The organism is Nonomuraea sp. NPDC051941 (assembly GCF_044593615.1).
Window position 1 is genome coordinate 1 of sequence record NZ_JBIUCF010000098.1, and the last position, 25,571, is coordinate 25,571.

At 67.2% G+C, this 25,571-nt stretch carries 16 protein-coding genes and 3 pseudogenes; 10 read left to right on the forward strand and 9 right to left on the reverse strand.

What is annotated here, in order from left to right:
• Together ACIHFD_RS65935 and ACIHFD_RS65940 are read right to left on the reverse strand one after the other, a co-directional pair.
• Window positions 1–691, reverse strand: a 691-nt coding sequence (locus ACIHFD_RS65935; protein WP_397375637.1) for a tyrosine-type recombinase/integrase, incomplete at its 3' end; no start/stop codon positions are given.
• Between the two features lie 474 nt (window positions 692–1,165).
• Window positions 1,166–1,429, reverse strand: a complete 264-nt coding sequence (locus ACIHFD_RS65940) for a hypothetical protein (RefSeq protein WP_397375638.1) — start codon at window positions 1,427–1,429, stop codon at window positions 1,166–1,168.
• Window positions 1,430–1,626: 197 nt separating this feature from the next.
• On the opposite strand from ACIHFD_RS65940, the gene ACIHFD_RS65945 reads away from it, so the two are divergent.
• The 5 genes from ACIHFD_RS65945 (at window position 1,627) to ACIHFD_RS65965 (ending at window position 6,406) form a co-directional block, all read left to right on the forward strand.
• Window positions 1,627–2,292: a Crp/Fnr family transcriptional regulator gene (locus ACIHFD_RS65945; RefSeq protein WP_397375639.1), complete on the forward strand. Its 666-nt coding sequence runs from the start codon at window positions 1,627–1,629 to the stop codon at window positions 2,290–2,292.
• A gap of 102 nt (window positions 2,293–2,394) precedes the next feature.
• A complete protein-coding gene (locus tag ACIHFD_RS65950; RefSeq protein ID WP_397375640.1) occupies window positions 2,395–3,210 on the forward strand; it encodes a hypothetical protein in 816 nt (271 codons plus the stop codon).
• A gap of 76 nt (window positions 3,211–3,286) precedes the next feature.
• A complete protein-coding gene (locus ACIHFD_RS65955; protein WP_397375641.1) occupies window positions 3,287–5,146 on the forward strand; it encodes a hypothetical protein in 1,860 nt (619 codons plus the stop codon).
• Window positions 5,139–5,900, forward strand: coding sequence for a hypothetical protein (locus ACIHFD_RS65960; protein WP_364031797.1), 762 nt, complete (start codon window positions 5,139–5,141; stop codon window positions 5,898–5,900). Before ACIHFD_RS65955 ends, ACIHFD_RS65960 begins: the two co-directional genes overlap by 8 nt.
• Window positions 5,897–6,406, forward strand: a complete 510-nt coding sequence (locus tag ACIHFD_RS65965) for a Pycsar system effector family protein (protein ID WP_397375642.1) — start codon at window positions 5,897–5,899, stop codon at window positions 6,404–6,406. Before ACIHFD_RS65960 ends, ACIHFD_RS65965 begins: the two co-directional genes overlap by 4 nt.
• Before the next feature lie 511 nt (window positions 6,407–6,917).
• Here the strand turns inward: ACIHFD_RS65965 and ACIHFD_RS65970 are convergent.
• From ACIHFD_RS65970 to ACIHFD_RS65980, 3 genes and pseudogenes are all read right to left on the reverse strand, one after another.
• Window positions 6,918–7,232 (reverse strand): annotated as a pseudogene (locus ACIHFD_RS65970) (tyrosine-type recombinase/integrase); the annotation flags it as partial.
• Between the two features lie 308 nt (window positions 7,233–7,540).
• The gene (locus tag ACIHFD_RS65975) at window positions 7,541–8,356 is read right to left on the reverse strand and encodes a hypothetical protein (RefSeq protein WP_397375643.1); all 816 of its coding nucleotides are present in this window, start codon (window positions 8,354–8,356) and stop codon (window positions 7,541–7,543) included.
• A gap of 55 nt (window positions 8,357–8,411) precedes the next feature.
• Window positions 8,412–12,941 (reverse strand): DNRLRE domain-containing protein, encoded by a 4,530-nt coding sequence (locus tag ACIHFD_RS65980; protein WP_397375644.1) that lies wholly within the window; start codon window positions 12,939–12,941, stop codon window positions 8,412–8,414.
• Between the two features lie 608 nt (window positions 12,942–13,549).
• Between ACIHFD_RS65980 and ACIHFD_RS65985 the strand changes: the two genes are divergently transcribed.
• Window positions 13,550–16,564 (forward strand): BTAD domain-containing putative transcriptional regulator, encoded by a 3,015-nt coding sequence (locus ACIHFD_RS65985; protein ID WP_397375645.1) that lies wholly within the window; start codon window positions 13,550–13,552, stop codon window positions 16,562–16,564.
• A 303-nt stretch (window positions 16,565–16,867) separates the two neighbouring features.
• On the opposite strand, the gene ACIHFD_RS65990 is transcribed toward ACIHFD_RS65985, so the two are convergent.
• The 3 genes from ACIHFD_RS65990 to ACIHFD_RS66000 form a co-directional block, all read right to left on the reverse strand.
• Window positions 16,868–17,080 (reverse strand): tyrosine-type recombinase/integrase, encoded by a 213-nt coding sequence (locus ACIHFD_RS65990; protein ID WP_397375651.1) that lies wholly within the window; start codon window positions 17,078–17,080, stop codon window positions 16,868–16,870.
• A gap of 276 nt (window positions 17,081–17,356) precedes the next feature.
• Window positions 17,357–17,950, reverse strand: a complete 594-nt coding sequence (locus tag ACIHFD_RS65995; RefSeq protein ID WP_397375646.1) for a hypothetical protein — start codon at window positions 17,948–17,950, stop codon at window positions 17,357–17,359.
• Between the two features lie 134 nt (window positions 17,951–18,084).
• Window positions 18,085–18,432, reverse strand: a complete 348-nt coding sequence (locus tag ACIHFD_RS66000; protein WP_397375647.1) for a hypothetical protein — start codon at window positions 18,430–18,432, stop codon at window positions 18,085–18,087.
• Between the two features lie 110 nt (window positions 18,433–18,542).
• Here ACIHFD_RS66000 and ACIHFD_RS66005 point away from each other — a divergent pair, with 110 nt between their 5' ends.
• The 4 genes and pseudogenes from ACIHFD_RS66005 (at window position 18,543) to ACIHFD_RS66020 (ending at window position 23,948) form a co-directional block, all read left to right on the forward strand.
• A complete protein-coding gene (locus ACIHFD_RS66005; RefSeq protein WP_397375648.1) occupies window positions 18,543–19,238 on the forward strand; it encodes an NUDIX domain-containing protein in 696 nt (231 codons plus the stop codon).
• Between the two features lie 7 nt (window positions 19,239–19,245).
• On the forward strand, window positions 19,246–20,394 hold the full coding sequence (locus tag ACIHFD_RS66010) for a purine phosphorylase (RefSeq protein ID WP_397375649.1): 1,149 nt from the start codon (window positions 19,246–19,248) through the stop codon (window positions 20,392–20,394).
• Window positions 20,391–22,382: a hypothetical protein gene (locus ACIHFD_RS66015; protein WP_397375650.1), complete on the forward strand. Its 1,992-nt coding sequence runs from the start codon at window positions 20,391–20,393 to the stop codon at window positions 22,380–22,382. Before ACIHFD_RS66010 ends, ACIHFD_RS66015 begins: the two co-directional genes overlap by 4 nt.
• Before the next feature lie 419 nt (window positions 22,383–22,801).
• Window positions 22,802–23,948: pseudogene (locus ACIHFD_RS66020) on the forward strand (IS256 family transposase).
• Between the two features lie 364 nt (window positions 23,949–24,312).
• Here the strand turns inward: ACIHFD_RS66020 and ACIHFD_RS66025 are convergent.
• Window positions 24,313–25,481, reverse strand: a pseudogene (locus ACIHFD_RS66025) (Tn3 family transposase); the annotation flags it as partial.
• Window positions 25,482–25,571 lie beyond the last annotated feature (90 nt).

A 25,571-nucleotide genomic window follows, 5' to 3' on the forward strand; every position in this document is an offset into this window, starting at 1 on the left:
GCTGCTGCGCCACTGTCAGCTCCGCGGCCTGCAGGTCGACGTCCGTCCAGCGCAGCCCGGCCAGCTCACCGCGGCGCAATCCGCGTAGCGCGGCCAGCCACCAGGCGGCGTACAGGCGGTCCTGCGCGACGCCGGTCAGGAAGGCCGCGAGCTGTTGTTCGGTCCAGACCGCCACCGCCGGACGTTCTGCTGTTTGCTGCCACCGGGCGGTCCGTCCGGGGGTCCAGACGACCGGATGTGGTCGTCGGGGATGGGGGAGTTCGGCGCCGTTGGCCGGGTTGATGGGGAGCAGCCGGGCGCGCACCGCCGCGTTCAGCGCGGTCCGCAAGGTGGCGTGAATCCGCACCACGGTGGCGGGCGACAACCGACGGCCGGTCGGCGAGGGGTGGAACGCCAGCGTCGCGAGCAGTCCGTTGACATCGCGAGAGGTGAGCTGGCGGAGCAGGACCCGTCCCAGCTGCGGGATGAGGTAGAGGCGGATATGGGTGGCATAGCCCTGCCGAGTCGACGGACGCAGGGCGTCCTTGGTGGCCAGCCAGCGTGCCAGCCACTGTCCAAGGGTGCATCCGGCCCCTGCGCCGTCATGGTCGGCAGCGGCCAGGGCGCGGCCTGCCGCTTGGGCTTCCTCGGGGTCGGCGTAACCGCCCTGGCGGATGCGCTGCCGCTGCCCGTCCAGGCCGCGCACCTGCACCGCGAAGTACCAGCTGCCATGGTCGTCATCTATTGGCAGACGCGGACACGTCACCCCTCGCTGGCGTCCTGTTTCCGCATCCACGCAGCCGCATCGCCTGCTGACCTGCACACGAGTCTTCGGCATCTGTCCCACCTCCACCTCTCACGGTGGGCGACGACAGACGCGCTAGCCAGGGCCCGCACTCGATCAGGGGATGACCTCAGGGCAAGTGCCCAGGGTGCGGGGAACTCAGGTTGAGCCGGGCGCTGGCCCTCACCCCTGGTCGTCCCGAGCCGTCAGATGGAATCCTGACCCCCCGCTCTAGCGATAAGACTGGCGATCACGTGCCGCCTCCGCCACCATGGGAGGCCGCTCTCAACGCGTCATCTTCCCAGTCCGAGCAGAAGGAAGATTGCGATGCAGCCACCGATTCCTACTTCTGATCAGATCGGCACTGTCGACCTGGCGTCCTAAGCCGTCGTTCCCTGCCCATCAAACCTGGATAAGGACGAATACGGCGTCTGGGCCGTCACAGCCGGCGACGAGGAGCAGTACGCCCTGTACTTCGAAGTCGCTGACGCTGCCCACCCCTCCCGGCAGGTCGCCGAGTTCATCGTCGAGGCGGTGCGAGCACACGCCTCCCGGTTGCGGGACCGCCGCCCTCGCGATCTGCTCGTCACCCCAGGAGAAGCCCGTACCATAGGTCGGCCAATCCGAGGAGCCAACCAGCCTCTTGTAGAGCTCGAAGAAGCCCATGTTGCCGCGACTTGTAGTAGTACAGAAATCATTGCCGTCCGACCGTGTAACGCAGGTTCGGGGGCGACCACTTGTCGTCTGCCGGGGGAGTGCCCGGATGGTCGACTCCGTAATCCCCGTAGCTGACGTCGTCTCATAGCCGGCTGATGCTCCGCCTGAGGCTTGATGGAGTTCACGAGCCCAGGTATACGGAGAAGATGGCCAACGTTGAGTCACCCGTCCGAGGGCTCGGCGGCGCATTACCCATGCCGGCGTGGGAGGGGCTGATCAGGGCTGGCGCGGCTCGGTCCTACGCCGTCGGAGACGTCCTGGTACGGCAGGGTGAGACGGGCGCGTTCGTACTGTGCCTCACCGCAGGCAAGATCAAGGTCACCCGCAGCGAGCCGGATGGATCCGAGGTGCTTCTGGCCGTACGCGGGCCCGGGGAGGTGGTCGGCGTGATCGCAGCCATCGACGGCGGCAGGCGCTCGGCCACGGTGACAGCCCTGCAAGCTTGCGTCGCCTACGCACTTCCCGCCGCCCGATTTCGCGCGATCCTGGAGGGCCACCGGCTCACCGACCAGCTCGTCCGCCACGTCGTCGAACGCCTCAGGGAAGGCGAGGACCTCCGCAGCGAGCTGGCGCAGCTCTCCGCCCAGCGCCGCGTCGCGGCGATGCTGCTCCGCTTCGCGGCTTGCGACACTTCATCGAGACAGGTGATCGAGATCAGCCAGAGCGAGTTGGCAGGCGCTGCTGGGATGTCCCGCGCGGCGGTCGCGGCCGAGCTGTCGGCGCTGCGCAGGGCGGGACTGGTCGTCACTGGCCGCCGTCGCCTCGAACTCCTGGACCTCGCCGGCCTCCGGCGGATCCTTCTGGAGGGTTGACGGAAAATCTGCGCTCTGTGTCCAGTTCTGGACAGTTCGCTCGCCCGACCTCCACGACCATGAGCAGCAGGAGCAGCACGTGGGGAGAGCGAGGAGAGAGACATGCATGGAGCCATCCCGACCCAGCTGTTGCCGCCCTACCGGGCGCTGCTGGCTGTGGACATCGTCAAGTTCAGCGCCGCCAAGGGGGTGTTCTTGGGAGACCTGCACGAGCTGGTGCCTGAGGTCCTGGAACGTGCCATGAACCTGTCCGGTCTGCAGGAGGTATGGGACGCGCGCCGCTTCCCCGACAGCGCGGGAGACGACTACATCTTCGGCACCGACCCGGCGTGGTTGCCGCTGCTCGTAAGCCCGCTGTTGGCGAACCTGCAGACCGTGCTCGAAGAGGTGGATCACCGACTGGCCGCGCGCGACCGCGACCTCCGTCTGCGCCTGCGGGCCGCGCTCCACGTCGGCCCGGTCCCGGACTCCGGCGACCTGGTACGCGACCGCATCAGCGAGCCGACCGTCACCACGTTCCGGCTCCTGAACTCGACCCCGATCAACGACGTGCTGAAGCGCTCTCATCCGGACGTCACCCAGACCGCGGCCGTGCTTTCCCAGCGGGTGTTCGACGACATCATCCGGCCCGGGTACACGACGTTGCATCCCAGCGAGCTCGCCTCCGCGACGGCCGAGGTGCCCGGCAAAGACTTCGCCGAGCCCGCTTGGCTGTACGTTCCGCGCCCCTCCTGGCAAGCCCGGACCCAGGACCGGCCCGCCGTTCCCGCCGCGGAGGCGGAGAAGGCCGGTGGCTTGCCGCTGGCGGTCTTCCAAGCCCCCGTCGGCCAGAGCAACACCGCGCATTACATGCAGGTGAGCCAGACGCTTCCCACCGACTTCTTCGGCCGCGAGTCCAAGGGAGACCGCAGTGAGTGAGACAACGGCAGCAGCAGTGTTTCAGGCTCCCGTCACGACCGCGTACGTCGCGGATCGCATCTACACGAGCAGCTCGATGATCCGGTCCATCGCGCTCGACCAGGAAGAGATCAAACGGCAGCGGGCGATGTTCGTGCCGACAGCCGGCATGGAGGCTCTCACCGAGCGTCTCAAGACGTATGGAGTCGTCGCGCTGGTGGGACCCAAGGGGAGTGGCAGGCGGATCACCGCGATCAACCTGCTGGCCGGGCTCGGCCTCCAGCCGCGCGAAGTCCCTCTCGACGAGGACGACGCGGGGGAACTCCTCGGACCGCCGGATATGGGCTACATCGTCCATGCCGACGACCTGGCCGGCAGTTCCAAGCCGCTGCAGGCGTGCATCGGATCGGCGCGCGAGCGAAGGCTGCCGATCGTCATCCGGGTGACCGCCGACGTCTGGCGGCGCGTCGCCCTCGACGGGGTTCCTGAGCTCCCCATCGTCTCCGCCCCTGCCATCGACATCTTCGGCAAGCATCTAACGGTCTCCCTGGGTGAAACCGAAGCCGGCGGCTGGAGCGCCCACCCGAAAATCAAGGAGTGCCTGTCGCCAGCCGGTCCTCGTGACGCCGTACGACTCGCCAGGCTGGCCGCGGAGGCCATGTCCAAGGCAGGCCACTTCAGCGAGCACCTGGTGGACGAGGTGCTCGGCGCCTACACCAACTGGGAAGCCGAACTGGAGCACATCTTCTCCACCGTGCCAGGCGAAAAGGAGGACGAGGAAGGCAGGACGCGAGCACTCCGGCTGGCCGCCGCGGTGCTGGAGGGAAGCACGTCGTCGTCGGTCTTCACCGCGGCCAGGATGCTCTCTGAAATCCTCGAGCTCCGCCCGGAGGCCGGACACGGACTGGTTGGGCCCAGCACGAAAAAACGCCTGGAATCCATCTCCGCCGGCTACGACCATGGCCGTGTCGTGTTCTCACGAACGGCGTTCGGCGCCTCGACCCTCGATTTCGTCTGGAGCCACTGGCCGCAGCTGCACAAGGATCTTCAGGACTGGTTCGGCAAGCTCGCGCAGCAGCTGCCGGACGACGGAGCGCTGATCGCTGAGCAGGTGGCGGACCTCGCCATCCGTCAGCGTCATTTCGCCATGCTGAACACGCTGGCGACCGGATACCTGGACGGGACGGCGACCTTCGGCCTCGGGGTCGCCCTTCTCACACGGGCGGCGTTGAGCGACGAACTCGGCCGCGCCGCTCGCCGTACGCTCTATCAGTGGTCCCGGCAGTCCCCGCCACGGCGTCCCGCCGCAGTAGTAGCCACCTGCACCGGCCCGCTGGCCGAAGCGTTCCCTCGCGTGGCGCTGACCCGGCTCAAGCACGTCTCGCTCACCGACGTCATCGACATCAGGAAGAACCTGGTGGACGGCCTAGCAGGCCTGGCGACGAACCTGCGACTCCGCCGAGAGCTCATTGACGAACTCGTACGCTGGCTCGACCGATCCGAGCCGGAACCGCGACGAAGCGTCGCAGCCGAAGCCCTACTCAAGGTCCTGCTGCTGCAGGATCCCGACGGCCGGCTCCTGCTACTCGAGCACGTCGACCTGGGGTGGGAGCCAGCTCTGGCGGTGGCCTGGAGGTCACTGCTGCGAAGCCCCCTTCCCGAGGCGGAGATACGATCGGGTGTCTCCCACTGGCTGGAAGCGGCCGCCCAGGCAAAGGCGCCTCTTTCCACGGTGGTAACCGTGCTCGGGGCGGTTCCCAGTAGCGCGGTCGAGGAGAGCCTCCTGGTCATCGCCGTCTTCAAGTGGGCACGCGAAACTTCGGACGAGGCGGAGCCCCCACGCCAGCACGTTTTCCGCCAGGTCATCGACGCCGTCCTTGCGAGGAGCGGAACCTCGACCAGGGAGTCGATCGACCTCGCGCTCCAGATGGAGCAGGAGGCGCAGGTCGGTGATTAGGGACTTCCTGCAACAACTGCTGGGAGCCAGAGCGAGCCATTCGAACGAGTACATATACCGCACGCGGCTCCCCAGCGAGCTCGATGGTGCCTGCTTCGACGCGACCATCGAGGTCCACGGTCAGCTCGATCACCAACAGCCCGCTCAGGAGGCCCAGGTCTACCGAAAGTTGGAGAGCCATGCCCGCGTCGTCAGCAGCAAGCTGTCCGTCCTCGATCTGGACAGGGCCGCTGCTGAGATCACCATCGAGCTGAACCGCGAATCGGTCGTCGCCATGCCCGACCTGCACGTCCGGCTCGATCGGGTCCGGGCGCGGGTCAGCGCCGGCGCAAGCGCTATGGAGACGGCACGATCGCTCCAGGAGGCCGTCCAGAAGACGACGCTCGCCCGGATGGAGTACCGGGAGCAGGCCCGGCGGCTCGGCTTCTTACGAGATCACTTCCTGGCGAGCCCCGCCATGGCTCGCATGTGGTGGGTGGGCGAAGACCCCAGCCGCCTGGCCGACCTTGCTGCCATGTCCACCAGCGGCAAGGCCGACCCCTTCGAGACCGCAGTAAGACTCCTCGAAGAGGCCGCCGATGCGGGTTCGGCCCGCAACGAGGCCGCCGCGATCATCGAAGCCTTCGTTCGCGGGTTGACCCCGGAGGCGAGAAAGTACCTCATCTCGCAACTCGCCCAGGTTTTCACCAACTACGAGCGGCCGGAATTGGCCGAGCGCCTGCTGTCCACCGCCCGACTCAACGGGGCATCATGACCGGCGACCCGCCCGCGCACGCGGCCACGATCCTGGAACATGCCAGGGAAGAACTCAGCCGTGCCGACGTCAAGGCCGGAATCCTCCTGACGGTGAATGGCGTCGGCGTCGGCGCGGTGCTGAACAAGCTCACCGCCGGCAGCGACCCCGCCGCAGCGAACACGTTCCTCGCGATCCTCTGGTGGGGTGCAGTTCTTACGGTCGTGGTCAGCTCAGGCTTCCTGATCGCGGCGATCAAACCCCGAGCCTCCCGCCGACGCGGGCCGTTCGGCGCCCGGATCGCCTATTTCGCCGATGTCCGCAGCCTGTCCGGTCCCGGCGAGCTCTCGACGGTGTTGCGGCGGCGCCAGGATGACTGGCTGGATGCGCTCGCGGACCAGATCTGGCACGTCAGCCGACTGTGCCAGGTCAAGTACGGACACCTCAACAGAGGCTTGTGGCTGATGGCGTCCGGCTGGGCGGTGTTCCTGGCCGTGTCTGTCATCGGCCCTGCGATCTCCCGCTGAGCTCCCGAGCTCGCCTCCGTCCGCTCGGTCGCGCACGTCCGCGACTTCGCCGACCGGTTCAAACCCCACGCGCGGCTGCCGGCCGTACAAGACTTCACCGACATGCTGCGCGCCGACCTGAGCTGCCCCGGATCTGACGACTGTCCCGGTCTCGACCAGCACACGTCCCTTCCATGCGTCGTGCACGCTCCTCGGCCTGGACGGGAGTGGGATGCGGTTACGTCCCGCGGAGTGGTGTACGGGTGGGAGCATGTGCCCCGCACCGCGACCGTCATCTAATGATGGCGCGGTGGCTGGAGTGCAGGATCCATTCCAGGCGACGCGGCGTAATGTCGAATTGGGGGCGGCCGGGCCGTGCTCGGTGCGTGCTCGTACGCCCCGTCACGCGTCGTCAGGACACGGCACCGCGGTCGCAGGTTCGAATCCTACAGGGCGCGCTTCTCCACCTGCGGAAACTCCAGCCGCGCCCGTGCGCTGGGGCGGCATGGGGCAAATGTGAGGCAAAGCTGAGTCAGCCGCTGAGCTGCCGCCCGAGCGCGGACGCGGCGTTCAGCACCAGCCGGGCCGTCTCCCGGGCAGCCTCGTGGGCGACCTCCGGCAGCACCGAGACGTAGGTGTCGGCGGTCAGCGCGATGCTGGCGTGCCCCAGCATCGCCTGCACCACCTTCAGGTCGATGCGTGCGGCCAGCGCCAGCGAGGCGGCGCCATGTCGTAGATCGTGCAGCCGGATGGGCGGCTGTCCGGAGGCGGTCACCAGCCGGCGGAACCGGCCGGTGAGGTAGTCCGGTCGCAGCGGCTCGCCGTCCGCGGTGGTGAACACGTACCCGGTAGTCCCGCCAGCGCGTCCCCGCCGTCGCGCTCAACTCCTTCTGCTCCTCGCGATACCGCACCTTGAACTGCTCGTCGCCTTCAACATTCTGCGAGGCACGCTCTTCCGCCCCTCCGGCACCGGAGCGCATCCTCTGATCATCCTGAAGGCGGGTTGGGCGGACCGGCCGAGTCGTCATTCGTCACGGCAGCAGCCGTCACCGCACAGGGTCTGTCCTGCCTGGTGTACGACCACCGCGACACCGGCTACCGCGACGGTGACCCCGTCAGCAGATCGACCCGTGGGAGCAGTGCTGGGACCTGCGCTCATTGGTCGACGAGCGCCACGTCCGCGATCCGGACGGAAGCGATTTCGGAGGCCTCAGTCAGTGGCAGCAGTCGCTCGGGGTAGGCATTCAGGACCATGCCGTGGTAGACCCCCTGCTGGGCGCTCGCTTCGAGGGCGGCCAGGTCGAGGCCGAAGGAGCTCAACGCCTGCTGATCCTCGGAGGTCAGCAAGGCCACCCATGCGGCGAATTCCCCGGCAAGCGAGTCCTTGACGCCGAGCTTGCACGCGTCGAAGCCCTTCGCGTCGCAGCGCCCGGAGTAGTCCCAAGCCACGGGCATCAGCTGGGCGGGGGAGAAGAGCCCGACGTCGATCTGGAAAGGCCACAGGGCGCGTACGTCGTCTTCGGGCAGCGGTTTGGCGAACTCGACCACGGCCAGGACGCGGACGTCGGCGTCGCGCAGCGTTTTCAGCAGGTTTGCCGCCGCTGCGACATCTGGGCGGCCGCTGCTGTGGCCGACGGCGCGCAGGAGGTTGGTCAGTCTCCAGGGGGTCGCCTGGGGCGCCTCAACCTCGCCCTGTGGGGTGGCCCTGAGGACGGCATCCCTGCGACCGCGCGTGTCGACGGTGAGGGTGGGGTTGGGCCAGCGGGCTTCCAGGGGGATTTCGATCGAGCGGTCGTCGTGGCGGGGCCGTGGGATCTTCTCGTGGATCACCCGGTAGTCCGGATGCGCCACTGCGAAGGCGTTCACCCAGACCAGCCGTGGTGACCGGTCGTCGGCCCGCGCCACGGCGCACCCTACGGGCAAGGAAAGTGACAGCAGTACGGCCAGGGCCGACATTATCCGGAACATCATCTCTCCTTGCCCGTAGGTTCCGGGCGGAGGCGGGTCAGGCCCCCGCCCGTGCCGATCAAGTGTTGGGGAAGGGAACGCGGGTGCTACTGCGGTCGCATCCGTCGACGCACACCGCCTTGACCAGGAAGGAGTCGCCGACGCGCCGGTATTCGCATTGGATGTCCACCTCCAGGTTGTCGGTGACAGGTGTCGACTTCATACCTTTCTTGAACACCAGACTGCCCGTTACCGATCGCTTGTAGCCCTTGATGTAGCAGCTGTCGATCTCGCAAGCGCCTTCGTTCCTCGCCTTGACCCGGTAGACCTTCGGATTTGCGACGACGTCGATCGGCTTGTATTTGAAGTCGTTGCACTTGGCCCGCTGGCCTTTGGTGACGTTGAAGGCGACTGAGTACTGGAGCGAGCCCGACGTCTTCTCCGGCTCCGCACTCCCGCCCGCGGTCAGACCGTGTGTGGTGCTGGTCTGCGTCTCCGTCAAAGAGAAGCACGTCGAATCGGACACTGTCATGTCAATGTGACTGCGCAGATCCTTACCGAACTCCGAGTCCACGCTCTCTCCCTGAGTGGGGAAGAGATGGAAGTAGGTGGTGTGGTTGGTCGCCTTCCATCTCTTCGGGAAGCCTTCACCGGGGTCCCAGTCCGCCCCCATCTCCAGCTTGACCTGCCACTTCTTGGACACCCAGGCGTGCTTGCAGTTGTGCTCGCCCTTGAAGGAGTTGCCGTTGGCGGTGCACTCTTTGGGCGCCCCCGATGGGTTGCCTTCGTCGTTGCAGCTCGCGGCGGCAGCCAGGCCTTCTGGCGGCAGGCTGCCGCAGATCACGCCCGGGTCGTAGAAGTCGGTGGTGTCCAGGTTGGTATCGATCGGAACCTGGATCACGGACATGCCACCGCAGCGGTCGAAGACGTGGACGTTGATGATGAACTCGCTCGGCTCGACCTGTCCGGCGGTGGCCGCCATGGCCCTGTCCGGCATCTGCTCCGTCCACGTCCGTCTGATCTTCGCCGTGACCGCGACCTGTCCGTCAGGCAGCTCCTGGACCACGGATTCCGCCAGCTCGACCCGGGAGTTGGATCGGGTCACCCCGTCCCCGTACAGCGCCGTCTTCTCGGCCAGGAGCTCCGAGTTGAGCAGCGACAGCATCGCCGTATTCGGGGCCGCCGGCGTAACACCGGGGACGTCCCAGATGGTCTGCGCGCGGCCCTCCAGGACGACGTCCTGGGCCTTGTAGTACGCCTCGACCCGGTCCCGGTACGCCTGCGCCCCGGACTCCGGGTCCGCCGTGGTAGCCCCGGACTTCGTGGTCTTCGTGGCAGTCGTGCCCTCGAGCACGCACGTGTTGACCTCCCGGCTCGGAGGGGGCGGCACCGCCTTTGGCGTGGCCTGCGCGGACTCCCACTCGCTCGTGCCGTAGGCGGTCTTGGCTCGTACCTTGATCGTGTAAGTCTGGCCGTTGACCAGTCCGGGGATGGGCGCGAAAGGCTCGGTGACAGTCAGGACCTTCACCTGGGCGCCGTCCGAGGCGGTCACTTCGACGTCGTACCCGGCCAGGAAAGCGAGGGACCCGTTCTGCTCGGGGATCCCCCAACTGGCCGCTGCGCTGGAGTCGCCTCCCTGAGCGTTCAGATTGAGCACCTTGCTGGGTGGCCCGGGCAGCGCGTAGGTGAGCGCCAGTGACGGCTGCTCGGTGGCCGCCGCGTCACCAAAGACGATCAGGTCGTCCTTGTTGGAGGTGACCAGCAGCCATTGAAACTCGCTGCCTGCGATGTCGGCCTGCGGGTTACTCAGGGGTAGCTCGAACTTCCTGTCCTGCTCGACGTCGCCCGCCAGATCCGAGCCCTTGGTGTCGCCGGTGACCGGGTTCCGCAATGGCGTCACTGTGATCACCGCGTCGGCCGGGCAGGCGCCCGCCGGGCACGTCGGCGTGCCGAGTTTGAGGATGCCGGTCCTGGCTCCCGCGCCGTCGGGGAGGTCGTCGAGCTTGAACCCGACGACGACGGCGGTCTTGCCGGTGCCGGTTCCACCGATCCGCAGGTCGGTGTCGTCGCTGACCGGGCAGGGCGCGCCGTCGCAGGCGGCTGGGTCGGTCTTCGCGGTCTTGATGACGAAGCTGTCCTTGCCCAGAGTCAGGTGCCGGATCTCCTCCTGCTCGGGAGGTGGGGGCGTCCCGGGGGTGGTGAAGGTGACTGGTGAGGTCTTCGAGGTGCAGACCTCGTCCGCAGCTGTCCTCCCATTGGCGCAGGCGGCCATTTGCCACTTGTACGTGGTGCCGGGTTCGACTGTGTTGGCGGGTACTTGGAAGGAGGCCCGTTCGCCGCCGTTGACGGTGCGGGTGCCCAGTGGTGCCGCGCCAACGGGCGTGCCGCTGTTGTCGTACAGGTAGTACTTGGCAGTCACCGGCCTACCAGACGGACGGTTGACCATGCCGGACAGGACCGGCTGAGTGGGGTTGGCCATGCCTGTTTCGGTGTCTGTGGGCAGTAACGGCGCGTCAGTCGTGATCCGGTAGTAAGGGCTTTCGTTGCAGGTAGGCGGATTGACGCCGGTCAAGCACGCCCGGATAGAGACCTTGAAGTCGTCGACGTTGCTCACGTCGTAGGTCAACGACGCCGCCTGTCCTGAGGGGAGATTCGCGCTGGTCGGCGGGGTGAGGGCCGTCATCCACTTCAGCTCGGTCTCGTTCAGGGCACGGTCGTAGACGCGGATCTCGTCGTAGGAAACCTTGCGGGTGGAGATGCTGGCTCCGGCGCGAAGACCGGTGTTCAGATTGAAGTTCTTGGTCGCTGTCCACGGCGTGGCGGTGTAGTCCGCCTCGCCGGACAGGGTCCCATTGACGTACAGCCGGAGCTTCTTCGTCGTGTTGTCGTAGATACCTGCCAGATGGGTCCAAACCCCCGCTTGTGCGGCGGAGGTCGAGGCAATGGAGGTCGAGGCGCTGCCGTCAGCGTCGGTGTGGTACGCCTCCAAGGTCCACCTGGATTTGGCACTGTTGTAGCCGACGATGAGAGCGCTGTTGCGCGTACCGTTCTGGCTGATCAGATCAGCCGAGTTGGCCAGGCCGTTCAGGCGCACCCAGCCGGCGACCGAGTAGCTCTTGCCGGTGTCGACGGCTGGTGCATCGGTGGAGGCGAATGCCGTCTTGCCACCTGTGGGATCGAGGAGTAGTCCCTTGCCGTCCTTGGCATCGATCTCAGATGCGGTGCCTAGTGTGAAGACGAGGGAGTGGTTCTTGCCGCTGGAGTCGGCTCCGTAGGTGCCTTCGTTGAAGCTCCATTGGCCGACGGCGCCGCCCCCGGTTGTCCATGACGGGATTGGCGCGGTGGAGTCGATGACAGAGGCGTAGTAGTCGATGTTCTTGCCGTCCACGGAGGCGGATTTGTAGCCGACCTTGACCGACTTGGTCCGGACGATGGCGTGGTCACCGTCGAGCGAGTCGACCGATTCGGCGGTCACGCTGGGGATCTCCGGGGGCAGGAAGTAGTTCGTGATCAGCTTGGGAGGGTTCGCTCCCGCGCCGGTCATCTCTGCCGAGTGGAACTCTGCCCAGTAGGAGTCCCAGTTGTTGACGAGGCTTTCCGTCGTGCCGCGTAGTTCGATGCCGTAATTGCCGGCCCCACCGGTCCAGCGCTTGACCCAGTTGGTGACAGGCCAGCTCATCGTTTGCGTGGTGGTGGTCCCGCATACAGAGCCTGTCAGCTCGATGGTGTTGGCTGGCTTGCTCGACCACTTCATCTGGCCGGGCGTCCAAGAGTCCTGTACGCGGCCGGCGTAGATGATGCCCTTGCCCGAGCCTTCGCCTCGTGTGTCGCAGGCCACGTGGTTGGACTTGAATAGTTGCAGGGCTGCGGAGTGGATCGCCTTGCCCCTGAGCGGACCGACGTCGAATTTGAGATAGGACCGGCTGTAATCGAAGCCGTCGAAGCCGTTGCAGGAGGCGCGCTGGCCGCCGATCCTCAGCAGCGTCGACCCAGGCTCGTCCCACCCACCGCACAGGGACTTGAGCACCGTGTCAGTGGTCACCGTGAGCGTCGACGTAGGGTCCACCACCACCGGGAAGGTCGTGGCCGGGTCCGAAAGCCAGGCAGTGTCCGGTTTGAGAACGAGCACGCGTCGGCCGTTCTCCTCGAGTAAGTCAGTGGGTATGGTGGCCCTTCGCTGAGCACCGGCTGCTTGCTGGCGGGACGCGCCACTGCTGTCCCACATCGAAGGCTCCGGCGCCTCGGCCACGACCTTGCCGTTGCCGTCGCGGAGCCGCAGCCCACCGTTTTTCTTCTCCACCAGACTCAGCCCGCTGGTCTCTACGGGAATGCGGAACTCCACCGGCCCAGCTGGTCGCTCGCGCAACACGACGTCGTGCCGGAACCCTGTCGGCAGTGCGGTCACCACGAGATCCGCTCCAGGCCCGGCAGCATCGTGGTATTCGGCGATATTGCCGTTGATCGTCGGCTTGGGGAGCTTGGTCGGCCATGTCAGCGCGAACCGCTGTCCCTTCGAGCGTTCCATCGACGCGAACGGCCCGTCACCGCCGAGTGAGAACTCGACATCCGCCTTGCCCAGTTTGGGTTTGAGAATGCCGTTCTGTTCCACAAGCGTGGTATCGAACCAAGACCACGACCCGTCGGGCTGTTTGAGCTGGGAGGGCCCCGCGTACGACTCCGTCGCCAGGTGCCCGTCGGGGTATGCCCAGGTGCGGGATGCCTCAGTGTAGGCAGCCTCGACCGTCACCGGTTTGCGCTGTTTCCTGGCTTCCTCCAGTGCTGCCCGCAGGGGAGCATCAGGGTCCTTGGGGGGCGGGAAGCTGGCTGGGGACGAACCGGCTGGCCTTTTGGGCTCGGGATCGGCTAGGGCAGGGCCTGGAGTGCCCGCCACAAGTAACGACGCTGTAAGCGTGAGCACCGTGGCCAACGCTATTTGCCGGCGCGGCGGTCGACTCCGCCTCGTCGTCCTGACTAAGTGATGCACTAACACCTCCATCGATGAGGGGCACGAGCGGCATATGAGGGTGCCCATACCGCAAGGCCACATCTGTTCGATGGCATGATCCGGCTCAGTACTCTTGATCTTGGAATCGATAACTCTCGATCTTGTAATATCGACCTTCTAGGGGCGTTTTCAGACGCGGAGATCGGAAATATCGGGTGGCATTGGCGCGATCTCCATGACCGCGATCAGTTGAGAGCTAACGGGGAGGGCGCGTGGAGTATCGGCTCTTGGGGCCGGTGGAGTTGTGGCGCGAGGGGCGCTCAATTTCCATCGTGGGTCAGAAGCAGCGGACGCTCCTCGCGATCCTGGTGCTCAACGCCAACCAGGTGGTGTCTCACGACCGGCTCATGAGCACTCTGTGGGGAACGGACATCCCGGCCTCGGGCCGGAAACTGCTCCACAATCATCTGTGGTCGCTGCGGCGATTACTGAGCGCGCCGACTGACCTTGCGACCACGCCCGCGGGCTATCGGCTCAGCGTGCCGCCGAATGGTAGTGATCTCGCAGTCTTCTCCGCTGGGACTCGTGCGGCACGAACGTCGCTGGTGGCCGGTGACCCGTTGCGAGCAGCCGATCAGTTTCGGGAAGCCCTAGCCCTATGGCGGGGCTCCGCGCTCGCGGGCACGCGAGACGAGCTTGTGCTCACCGACGGTGCCTCGCTTGAGGAACTGCGCATCACCGCGCTTGCCGACCGCATTGAGTCTGACCTCCGCCTGGGCCGTCACGCGGACCTGATCGGAGAGTTACGACACCTCGTGACGGAGTATCCCCTACAGGAACGGTTACGCGGCCAGCTCATGACGGCGCTGCACCACTCGGGCCGCACAGGGGAGGCACTCGAGGAGTACCAGATCGGCCGTCGGCACCTGCGACGGGAACTCGGCTTGGAACCCGGCCAGCAGTTAAGTGCCCTCCATCAAACCATCCTCTCCGCCACTCCCACCGCCGAGCCGGCCTCGCCTGACATGACCGGTACCGGCGCTCGCCGGCACTCTCTGATACCGCGCCAACTACCAGCGGACATCGTCCGCTTCACCGGCCGCGAGGACAGCCTCAACGAACTGGACCTGCTCCTGTCCCGCGAGACCACCGCGGTGACCACCGCCGTTGTCACAGGGGCGCCGGGAATCGGCAAGACCGCCCTGGCCATACGCTGGGGTCACCGGCGCGTTTCTTACTTCCCGGACGGACAGCTCCACATCGACCTGCGCGGCTACTCGCCGGGCGAGCCGGTAACCGCCATGCAGGCCCTGCACCATCTTCTGCACGGGCTCGGCATCACGCAGGACGCCATCCCGCACGAAATGGGAGAGCGGGAAGCGCTGTACCGGTCGCTGCTGGCCGACCGGCGTCTGCTCCTGGTGCTCGACAACGCGTCCGGGGCTGACCAGATCCGTCCGTTGCTGCCCGGCTCCTCCCATTGCAAGGTGGTCGTCACTAGCCGCGACTCGCTGCGAGGGCTCGCCGCCACCCATGACGTCCGGACCGTGATACTCGATGTGATGTCGGAAAAAGAGGCACTGTCGCTGCTCGCCGCAATGTTGGGTGGCGAGCGGGTCGGGCACGAGACACCCGCCGTGGAGTCACTGGCTCGCCTGTGTGGATACCTGCCGCTCGCGCTTCGCTTGGCCGCAGCGCATCTGACAAGCCAGCCCACCCTGCCGATCGGCGACTTCGTCGACAGCCTCCTGGGTGACGATCGGCTGGCCGCGCTAGACGTGCAAGGCGACCCCGGCATCGGCGTCCGGAGCGTCTTCGAGCGGTCGTACCAGGGGCTCATGCCACGGCATCAACGGATATTTCGCATGATTGGCCTGCACCCCGGTCCTGACATTGGCTTAGATGAGATCATCGTCATGACAGGTGAGACCCACGCCGACATCGGCGCGGCGCTCGACGCGCTCGTCAATGGTCACCTCGTCTATCGCAACGCCGATGGTCGCTACGTGCTGCACGACCTCGTATGGCTCTTCGCGCGTGAGATCAGCCAGGTCCATGACGGCGAGCGGGCCCGGGACGCAGCGCTGTCTCAGCTGTTCGATTGGGTGGTGCACGCCGTCAATGCGGCGATGAAGGAGATCTACACTACCTCGCACGACATCGATCCCAAATGTGGGCCCTCGCTTCACGAGCCGCCGTTGCTCGACGGGTTCGATGCAGCCGCGGCCTGGCTCGATCTCCACTATCCCATGCTGATGTCCGCGCTCCGGTACTCCCGGCGACATGGCTGGAACACGCATGCCTGGCAACTCGCCGAGCTTCTGGACTATTTCTTCTACCTTAGGAACCGGATCGACGATTGGCTCGAGGCTCTCCGGTTGGCGCTGGGGGCCGTACGCGAGGACCGGGATCGCAAGGGCGAAGGGCGGGTCCTGAACGCCCTGGGTATGGCCCACCTCATGGCCGGGCGCCCGCGGGAGTGCATCGGCTACCATCAGCTGGCCCTTGATGTGAGCCGTGAGGCCGCAGACCTCACGGGTGAGGCATACGCGCTCAACCGGATCGGGTATAGCCGCCTGTGGACCGGCGAGTTCAGGCAGGCGATCGCCGACAGCCTACGGGCCATAGACCTGTACCGGCGGCTTCGCAACGAGCACGGAGAGATGTCTGCCAGCGCCACCCTGGGCATCGCCTACCTGCGTACGGGCCACCTGATGGAGGCCCTGTCCACTTTGCGTAGATGCCTGGACTCCGACCGTAAGATCGGCAACCGGAGCGACGAAGGCTACACTCTCTCACTGCTTGGCGAGGTCTACGACGACCTGGGCGACCTCACGGCGGCGCTGGATCACTACCAGCAGGCCGTCCAACTGAACAAAGAGATCGGCCAGTGCAGGTTCGAAGCGAACGCGCTCAGCGGGATCGGCCGGGTGTATCGCAAGCAAGGTCGTCTCAGCGAAGCTGCGGAACGGCATTTGCAGGCGCTGACTCTTATCCGGGAGGGCGGCGACAAGACCGCCGAATGCGAGATCATCCTGGACCTGGGCCACTGCCAACTGGCGGCCGGAGATCCTGGCGAGGCATTGACGAACTACCAACTCGCTCTGGACATGGCCGACGACATCGCTGAACCCCGCCTGCAAGGTCTGGTACGTCGCGCTATCGCCGACGCGCACCACATGCTTGGGCGGCAAGAGGAGGCCAAGGTCTGGCTTCGCGAGGCTCTCGACATTCTCGCGCCCATGGGCGTTCCACAGGCAGAAGAGATCGCCAAGCAGTTGCGCTGACGCCGCAGCAAGCGTCCACGTCAACCCTCGCATCACACCTGGGGCAGAGGTGGTCCTGCTCGCTGAACGTTCATCGTCAGGTAACGTGGCTGTCAGGACGTCGTCATGCGAGAGCGTTCAGGTTCGGAACGGGTTCCCCGCCCCCAGGGGTCAGCCAACCGTGCTCGGTGCGTGCTCGTACGCCCCGCTTCTAATCCGACGGTCGCAGGTTCGAATCCTACAGGGCGCGCTTCTCCACCTGCGGAAACTCCAGCCGCGCCCGTGCGCTGGGGCGGCATGGGGCAAATATGAGGCAAAGCTGAGTCAGCCGCCGAGCGGCCGCCCGAGCGCGGACGCGGCGCTCAGCACCAGCCGGGCCGTCTCCCGGGCAGCCTCAGGGGCGACCTCCGGCAGCACCGAGACGTAGGTGTCAGCGGTCAGCACAATGCTGGCATGCCCCAGCATCGCCTGCACCACCTTCAGATCGGTGCGCGCGGCCAGCGCCAGCGTGGCGGCGCCATGCCTTAGGTCGTGCAGCCGGACCGGCGGGCTGTCCTGAGGCGGTCACCAGCCGGCGGAACCGGCCGGTGAGGTAGTCCGGTCGCAGCGGCGCGCCGTCCGCGGTGGTGAACACATATCCCCAGTCCGGCCAGCGTGTGCCCGCCCTCGCGCTCAGCTCCTCTTGCCCCTCGCGGTGCCGCATCAGCACCCGTACGGTCTGCGCGTCCAGGGCCACCACCCAGCAGCTGGCGGCGCTCTTCGGTGGGCCGACCACGACCTGGCCGTCGGCGTGCACTCGCTGCTGCGCCACCGTCAGCTCCGCCGCCTGCAGGTCGACGTCCGTCCAGCGTAGCCCGGCCAGCTCACCGCGGCGCAGCGCGGCCAGCCACCAGGCGGCGTACAGGCGGTCCTGCGCGACGCCGGCCAGGAAGGCCGCGAGCTGTTGTTCGGTACCGCCGGACGTTCACCCGTTTGCTGCCACCGGGCCGTCCGCCCGGCGGTCCAGACGACCGGATGCGGTCGCCGGGGATGGGGGAGTTCGGCGCCGTTGGCCGGGTTGACCGGGATCAGCCGGGCGCGCACCGCCGCGTTCAGCGCGGTCCGCAAGGTGGCGTGGATCCGCACCACGGTGGTCGGCGGCAACCGGCGCCCGTTCGGCGAGGGGCGGGACGCCAGGGCCGCGAGCAGTCCGTTGACGTCGCGAAAGGTCAGCTGGTGCAACCGAATCTTTCCTAGCTGTGGATCGAGATAGAGACGGATGTGTGTCGCGTAGCCCTGTCGGGTCGACGGCCGCAGAGCGTCCTTGGTGGCCAGCCAGCGTGCCAGCCACTGCCCGAGCGTACATCCGGCCCCCGCGCCGTCGCGGTCGGCAGCAGCCAAAGCTCGGCCTGCCGCCTGCGCTTCCACGGAGTGGGCGTAACCACCCTGGCGGACGCGCTGCCGCTGCCCGCCCAGGCCACGTACCTGCACCGCGAAGTACCAGCTGCCGTGGTCATCATCCGCTGGCAGACGCGGACACGTCATGCCTCGCTGACGCCCCGTTACCGCATCCACACAGTCGCATCGCCTGCTGACCTGCACACGAGTCTTTGCCATTGATCCCTCCTCCACTCCTCACGGTGTGCGACGACAGACGCGCCAGCTAGCTCTCTGCTGTGCGCTTGTGCGGTCGGCCCAGGGCCGAGGTCGATGCCGAGCCATGTCGCCTCGGACTGGCATCGGATCGCCTCGGCGGCGGCCGTGCAGGCGGCGCCCTTCTCGTCGGTGCAGACGTGGCAGGCGACCAGGGCGGCCCGGAACGCGCCCACGATGCCGTCTTGCACGGTCAGGTAGTGGACATCGTCGCCGCATCCGCAGCAGAGCGGCCCGTACCAGGGCAGGTCGCGCACCGACCGGACGATGGCGTCGGCTGGAGAGCCTGTACCGGCGAGGTCGGCATGAGCGCCTTGTACTGAACAAGGGACTTCCTGTCGAACTGACAAAAAGCTATGGTGTGGTCATGCCCGACGACCCATGGCAGCCGCCGCGCATCCTGCTCGCGGTCGACCTGGTGATCCTGACCCTGCGCGACGCGCGCCTGCACGTCCTGCTCGTGGAACGTGGCATCGACCCGTTCCTCGGGGCACGCGCCTTGCCGGGCGGCTTCCTGCGCGACGAGCATGAGGACATCGAGGCGGCAGCGCGGCGCGAACTGTCTGAGGAGGCGGGCCTGTCCGACGTGCACCTGGAGCCCCTGGCCGTGTACGGCGAGCCGGGCCGCGACCCGCGCGGCCGCGTCGTGTCCGTCGCCTACCTGGCCATCGCACCCCGCCTGCCGGAGCCCATCGCCGGCACCGACGCCGCCGACGCCTCCTGGACCCCGGTGGACGACGCCCTGGCCCCGGGCACAAAGCTGGCGTTCGACCATCGCCGCATCGTCATCGACGGGGTCGAACGCGCGCGTACCAAGCTGGAGCACACCACCCTGGCCACCGCGTTCTGCGCCGAGACCTTCACCATCTCAGAGCTCCAGCAGGTGTACGAGGCGGTCTGGGGCGTCCGCCTCGATCCCCGCAACTTCTACCGCAAGGTCCAGGGCGCCCGCGACTTCATCATCGCCGACGGCCCAATGCGCAAGACCCCGAACGGGCGACCCGCCCGGCTCTTCAAGGTGGGTCCGGCCCACGTCCTCAATCCCCCGATGACTCGGCCTTAGGAGGTCGATGGTCGTGATCGTGATCCTCACCGCGCTGGATCTGGAGTATCAGGCCGTCCGCGAACACCTGACCGACCCGCGCGTGCACCGCCACACCGCCGGCACCCGCTTCGAGCTCGGCCGCCTCGCCGGCGACGGACGCCGGGTGGCCCTGGGCATGGTCGGCAAGGGCAACCATCCTTCGGCGGTGATAACCGAGCGGGCGATCGCCGAGTTCTCGCCGTCGGCGCTGCTGTTCGTGGGGGTCGCCGGAGCCCTGTGGCCCGGCATCGGCCTGGGGGACGTGGTGGTGGCCACGCACGTGTACGCCTACCACGGCGGCACCAGCCAGGACGACGGTCTCAAAGCCCGCCCGCGCGTCTGGGAGATCGACCACGAGACCGACCAGATCGCCCGCCACCTCTACCGCACCGAGACCTGGACTCGCCGCCTGCCTGTGGGCGCGGCCGTGCCCGCGGTGCGCTTCGGCGCGATCGCGGCCGGTGAGGTCGTACAGGACTCCGCGATCTCCGCGCACGCCCAGTGGGTGCGCCAGACCTACAACGACGCGCTCGCGATCGAGATGGAGTCGGCTGGTGTGGCGCAGGCCGCCCATCACAACCGGTCGCTGCCCATGGCCGTGGTGCGCGGCATCAGCGACCGCGCCGACGGCACCAAGACCGCGACCGACGGCCTGAACTGGCAGCCGAGGGCGGCGGCCAACGCCGCCGCCTTCGCCGTGGCTCTCGCTCAGGAACTGGCCGTGGAGCACGAGAACCATCCGGCGAGCAAAGCGAGAGAGGCGAACAGCATGTCCGACAGCGTGAAGAACGTCGCCCGCGACAACGCCCGGGTGGGCGTCCAGGCCGGGCACATTCACGGGAACGTCACCATCGGTCACCCGCCTCAGACCCCGGCAGCCGACCCGGCCGCCCAGCTCGCCGAGCTGCGCGACCGGCTCGCCAGGGCGCGCAAGGCCCAGGAGGTGGACGAGGACACGTTCACCGCGGCGGAGCAGGAGATCGCCGTCGCCGCCGATTCGCTGTCCGAGAGCACCGAGGAGGGCAGGAGCAAGGCGATGATCGCGCTCAAGAAACTCCGCGGGCTCCTGGCGGACGTGGCGGAGCTGGCGGCGCACGTGTCAGCCATCATCGCAGCCATCCGGGGCCTCCTGTGAACGATTCCCCCTCCGGCCCGACCAACCTCGCCCAGGACTCGGCGAACGTCGCCGTCCAGGCTGAGGCCATCCACGGACCCGTCAACGTCTACCAGGTCGCAGCCGCCCCATCGCCCGAGGAGACCTTCGAGGCGGGGCTCAATTCCCTGCGCGCCGGCATGGCTCCGGAGGCGCGCGAGCACATCCGCAACGCCGTGGTCCTGCACAACTACGTCAACGGCCACTCCTGCTTCTACCTGCTGCTGGCCCTGCTCAGCGGACGCACCCTGCAGCAGGTCCCGCCGAAGGAGATCGCCATGCTGCGCTGCGTGCGCGGCGCCGTCAACGACGACGATGAATGGGCCGACGCGATCAAGCTGGTCGACCACCTCCTGACGTCCCGTCCTGCGAATGGCGGGGCTGCCGACATAGAGCAGGAGCTCCAGAAGCTGACCGACGAGCAGCGCAACGACGTCCTGCAGCACATGGAGATGTTCCTGGACAGCTCCGCCGAGGACGCCCTCTGGGCGCGCGCCTTCGACGCGGCCCGGAGCGACCGCTGCGCGAAGGACCGGCTGCGCCGGGCCTGGAAGTTCTTCCAGCCGGAGCCCATCGGCGCCCGGGTACGGCCGGCGGATCCTGTCCTCATCGGAGTCGGCACCTGGACCGCAGCCACGGCGACCACCGCGCTGGCCCTGGCGACAGTCGGCTTCATCGGCGCCACGGCATGGCAGGACAACGGGCCTGCGGCGGTGTCCGCCCTGCTTGCTCTCGCGGCCGGCTGCTACGCGAGCGTGCGCAGCGGCGTGGAGTGGCGGTGCAGAAAGGAGCGCCGCCAGGCGAAGGACCGCGAGGATCTGCGCCGGCCGGCCACCACGCGCGGCGACGGTTTCGCGAGCAAGATCGACCAGCAGTTCAAGCACTATTTCGCGCTGTACACCCCGCGGGATGCGGACAGCGCTCGCTGGCTCTCGGAGACGGCGGGCGTCCGCCGGGCCTTGCGTGACGAGGTCGTCACCATTTACCGGGAGAGCACGGTCAACGCCAAGCGAGTCGCCTGGCTCACCAGATACCTGGTGGCCGACGTCGCGCGGCGCTGGCAGGCGGGCAAGCTGTGGGACTACCGCAAGGAGCTGCGCGTCCCCTTGCTCGTGAAAGCGATGTGCGTGCTCGCCGCGATCGCGACGGCCGCGGCAGGCGGCATCCTGGTCTGGAGCGGCGCGCACGTCAGGCCGTTGTTCGTGTCGCTGGCCGCGGTCGCCGCCCTGGCCTCGGTCTGGTCCGCGGCTCGCCTATGGCTGCGCATAGCCGCGGAGTACAGGCGCCACTCCGCCGACAAGGCGGAAAGGGAGGGACTGCTGGCCGGCCGCCAGGAGGCTTTCGACCGGTGGAAGCGCAAACTCGCCGACAGGCCGGACGATCTCGAGATGGCCCGCTGGCTGGAGTGCGACCGCAAGGCGCTGATGGAGCAGGCGATGAGTCTCTACAGGTTGAAGCGGCAGGACGTCCTCGCCCACGCCTTCATCGAGGCGCCCGCCACGCCCTTCTACGACAGGGCACGCGTCGAGAACGGGCCATGGCGCTATTCGAAATACAAGATTCTGCTTTTCCTGCTCACCAAGGACGGTGTGCGGCAGTTGACCGTGCACCTCGACTTCCAGAAGGCCACCTTCCGCAGCCGGGCACGCACCAACTACCGCTACGACGCGTTCACCTTCGTCCAGGTGGCCGAGACCGACAACGGAGAGAACGTCTTCGAGCTGACGCTGACCAACGGCGATCCGATCAAGGTCAAGGTGACCGATCCGCCCACGGATGTCACCGAGACTGAGGACAAGGATCCGCAAGGCGCGTCACAGGTGACCCTCGGCACGGCGGGGCTCGACAATGCCCTGCACGTGCTGGAGGGGGTCGCCGCGGAGGGCAAGGAGTGGATCGCCTTCGAACGCCAACGTGAGAAGGTCCCCCTCGCGGAGGTGAGCAAGGCCGTGAACGCCATCTTCGCCTGACGAACCATGAGCGATCGGTGAACCACTTCCGATGATCGTCCGTTCACCAGACACGAGCTGAGTGCGGCAGAGGGTGGCCAGGTGGCCGATCTGTGAGGCGTCATCGGGGCGTTGATCCGCCGCCTGCGTTCTGGCGGGCGGATCCGCCGCTGCCGGTCGTGCCGGTGACGGGGTAGTACACGGGCGAGACGGCCCCATGGAATTGCGGCTGTTGTAGTCGGCTTAGCACTGATGGCCTTGGTGAAGCCGAACACCTCCGGAGGAAGGGGCCACGCGTCAGACGAAGCGGATGGGCCGCGGTTACGTCCCGTCGAGTGGTGTAGATCCAACCTTGAACGGCGCGTCGCCTTCAACGACAGGGGCCATCGCGTGAGTCTCTGTGTGAAACCGCCAAGTGACACGCAGAGGAGAAGCACACGATGGCCCTGGACCAGTCTGCCCTGTTAGAGGTCCTGACGGTACTGAAGAACTCCGAGGCGAGCGAGCGGATCCGGCACGCCGCTGAGACCATCTACCAAGCCCTCATCGAGGCCGAGTTGACCGCGGTGATCGGCGCCGCCCCGAACGAGCGCACCCCGGACCGGCTGGCGCAGCGCAACGGGCACCGGCCACGCACCCTCACCACCACCGCCGGGGATCTGGAGCTGCAGATCCCCAAGCTGCGCACCGGCTCGTTCTTCCCGAGTCTGCTGGAACGCCGCCGCAGGGTCGACCAGGCGCTGTTCGCCGTGGTGATGGAGGCCTACCTGCACGGGGTGTCCACCCGCAAGGTCGACGACCTGGTCAAAGCCCTCGGCGCCGACACCGGCATCTCCAAGAGCGAAGTCTCGCGCATCTGCGCCGACCTGGACGAAGAGGTCGCCGCCTTCCGCGACCGCTCCCTGGCAGGCCAGCAGTTTCCCTACCTGTTCCTGGACGCCACCTACTGCAAAGCGCGGGTGAACCGGCGGGTGGTCTCCCAGGCGGTCATCGTGGCCACCGGCGTCACCGCCGACGGCCGCCGCGAAGTCATAGGCTTCGCCGTCGGTGACAGCGAGGACGGCGCGTTCTGGACCGCGTTCCTGCGCTCACTGAAAGCCCGCGGTCTGGCCGGGGTGCAGCTGGTCATCAGCGACGGCTGGCGAGCGTCCCGAAGGGCTCGGCCGAGATGGCCGCCGCGGCGATCCGCACCATCTTCGCCCAGCCCACCGCGGACATGGTCCGCGACCAACTGACCGTGATCGCCGGCATGCTCGGCCGCCAGTTCCCAAGGTCGAGACCATGCTGCACGAGGCCGCCGACGACATCCTGGCCTTCGCCGCCTTCCCGCCCGCGCACTGGAAGAAGATCTGGTCCACCAACCCGCTCGAGCGGCTCAACAAAGAAATCAAACGCCGCACCGACGTCGTCGGCGTCTTCCCCAACCCCGAAGCCCTGCTCCGCCTGGCCGGCGCCGTCCTGGTCGAAGCCCACGACGAATGGCAGGTCGCCGACCGCCGCTACCTATCCGAAAGCTCTATGGCCCTCATCGCCCCATCCAGCACTAACCAGGAGGAGGTGGCGCAGACCGAACTCGTGACGGCATAGTCAACCCAGCAGAGCCTCACGCGAGAGCCGAACTACACCACTCTGCGGGACGTGACCGCAGCCGGTCCGGCTCTGGTACAGCAGCGCGTTAACGATCTCGCGCATCTGGTATTTGCCCTAGTGGCCGCTGACCGAAGGGTGGGCGGCCTTCCACGCCGTGATCACTGGCTCGATCAGGGCCCACCGCTCATCGGATAAGTCCGTCGCGTACGGCTTGCGTTCACTCACCCGGCCATCTCAACACGTCCACGCCCACCAGTCAGGCATAACGCTACAGATTCACTCGATCACACTATGACATCAGGGGCATCGGCCCACAGACCGCCCTCTCAGAGGGGCCGACGACCGCTGATCGCTGCAAGGCCTACACGCCGTCCTCATCCACGACGGCGGAAGATGCGTCCTGGGGCGGCGCCGCCGCTCCGAGCGGTCGCAGGCCCTTGTCCGGGGCCGAGGAAGCGATCGCGTAGCGGCCCAGGCAGTTGAGGTGGGCGTGGCCCAGCGGGGACAGCCGGGCCACATCCTCGTCCTTGACCGGCACGCCCTGGGCACGTAGCTGGTCCAGGATCGCCGACAAGTACTTCGAATTCCACAACACCACGGCATTGAGCGCCAGCCCCAATGCCGCTAACTGATCTTCCTGGCCCTCTCGGTAGGCCTGCCGGATCTTCCCGGCGTTGCCGTGGCAGAGCTTGCGGGCCAGACGGTGCCGGGACTCCTGGACCGACAGCTGCTTGCCCAGGCTGCGGCGGTAGCTGGAATCGATCGGGTCCAGCATGCTGAGCAGGTGCAACGTCTTGTCGATTCGGCCGTACTCGGCGAACGCCTGCCCCAGCGGGGTCGGGTTACCCTGGCGGGCGAACATCCGCAGGAGGTCATAGGCGCGCACCTGGTTGGTCACCAGCGACCCGGCCACCCGCACCATGTCCGGCCACTGCGTGAGGACCTTCTTGGTGTTCACCTGTTCCGGGCGATCGCCTCCAGCGCCCCGTACGCTCCGCTGCTGCCGTCGGGCAGGTCGGCCCGCCAGAACCGCTGATCACCCAAGTCGGCGAAGCGGGGCGCGAACCGGTAGCCGAGCATGGAGAAGATCCCGAACACCATGTCGCTGTCGCTGTCGCTGTCGCTGTCGCTGTCGCTGGCCTGGCCCGTCGTGACCACCTCGGGTTTCGGCCCGGCGTCCAGGTTGATCAGGCAGTCCAGGATGTAGAGAGAATCGCGGGGCGTGCCCGGCACCACCATCTGTCCGATCCCAGCCACTTGATCATTGACTGCTTTCAACCAGGTCAGACCCCTTTTGTAGCCGTAGTACTTAGGTGAGGGCCCGGCGTTGATCGTCTTGACCGGGACGACGAACCGCAGCCCGTCCACCGACGCAAGCAGCCCGCCGCCCCACGCCGCGACGATCGGCACCCGGCCCTGGTGCTCCACCAGGATCGCGTTGGCTGCAGCGTGCGTCTCGCCGCGCACGTAGTTCTGATCCACATGCGAGAGCCGACCTCGGGTCAGCGCCTCATCCCCAGCCTTGAGGACTCCGTTGCCCAATTCGGTGGGTCATGCGGTGAGTGCCAGGTCGAGGCGCGCGAAGTGTGAGACTCGGGTCGCGCCGAGGGGTGTCTCGGT

Excerpts from the sequence above, each read along its gene's own strand:
- ACIHFD_RS65945 (WP_397375639.1), top strand. The coding sequence starts at position 1,627 with ATGGCCAACGTTGAGTCACCCGTCCGAGGGCTCGGCGGCGCATTACCC.
- ACIHFD_RS66010 (WP_397375649.1), top strand. The coding sequence starts at position 19,246 with ATGGTCGTGATCGTGATCCTCACCGCGCTGGATCTGGAGTATCAGGCC.
- ACIHFD_RS65975 (WP_397375643.1), bottom strand. The coding sequence starts at position 8,356 with ATGATGTTCCGGATAATGTCGGCCCTGGCCGTACTGCTGTCACTTTCC.
- ACIHFD_RS65965 (WP_397375642.1), top strand. The coding sequence starts at position 5,897 with ATGACCGGCGACCCGCCCGCGCACGCGGCCACGATCCTGGAACATGCC.
- ACIHFD_RS65940 (WP_397375638.1), bottom strand. The coding sequence starts at position 1,429 with ATGGGCTTCTTCGAGCTCTACAAGAGGCTGGTTGGCTCCTCGGATTGG.
- ACIHFD_RS65955 (WP_397375641.1), top strand. The coding sequence starts at position 3,287 with ATGATCCGGTCCATCGCGCTCGACCAGGAAGAGATCAAACGGCAGCGG.
- ACIHFD_RS65950 (WP_397375640.1), top strand. The coding sequence starts at position 2,395 with ATGCATGGAGCCATCCCGACCCAGCTGTTGCCGCCCTACCGGGCGCTG.
- ACIHFD_RS66005 (WP_397375648.1), top strand. The coding sequence starts at position 18,543 with ATGCCCGACGACCCATGGCAGCCGCCGCGCATCCTGCTCGCGGTCGAC.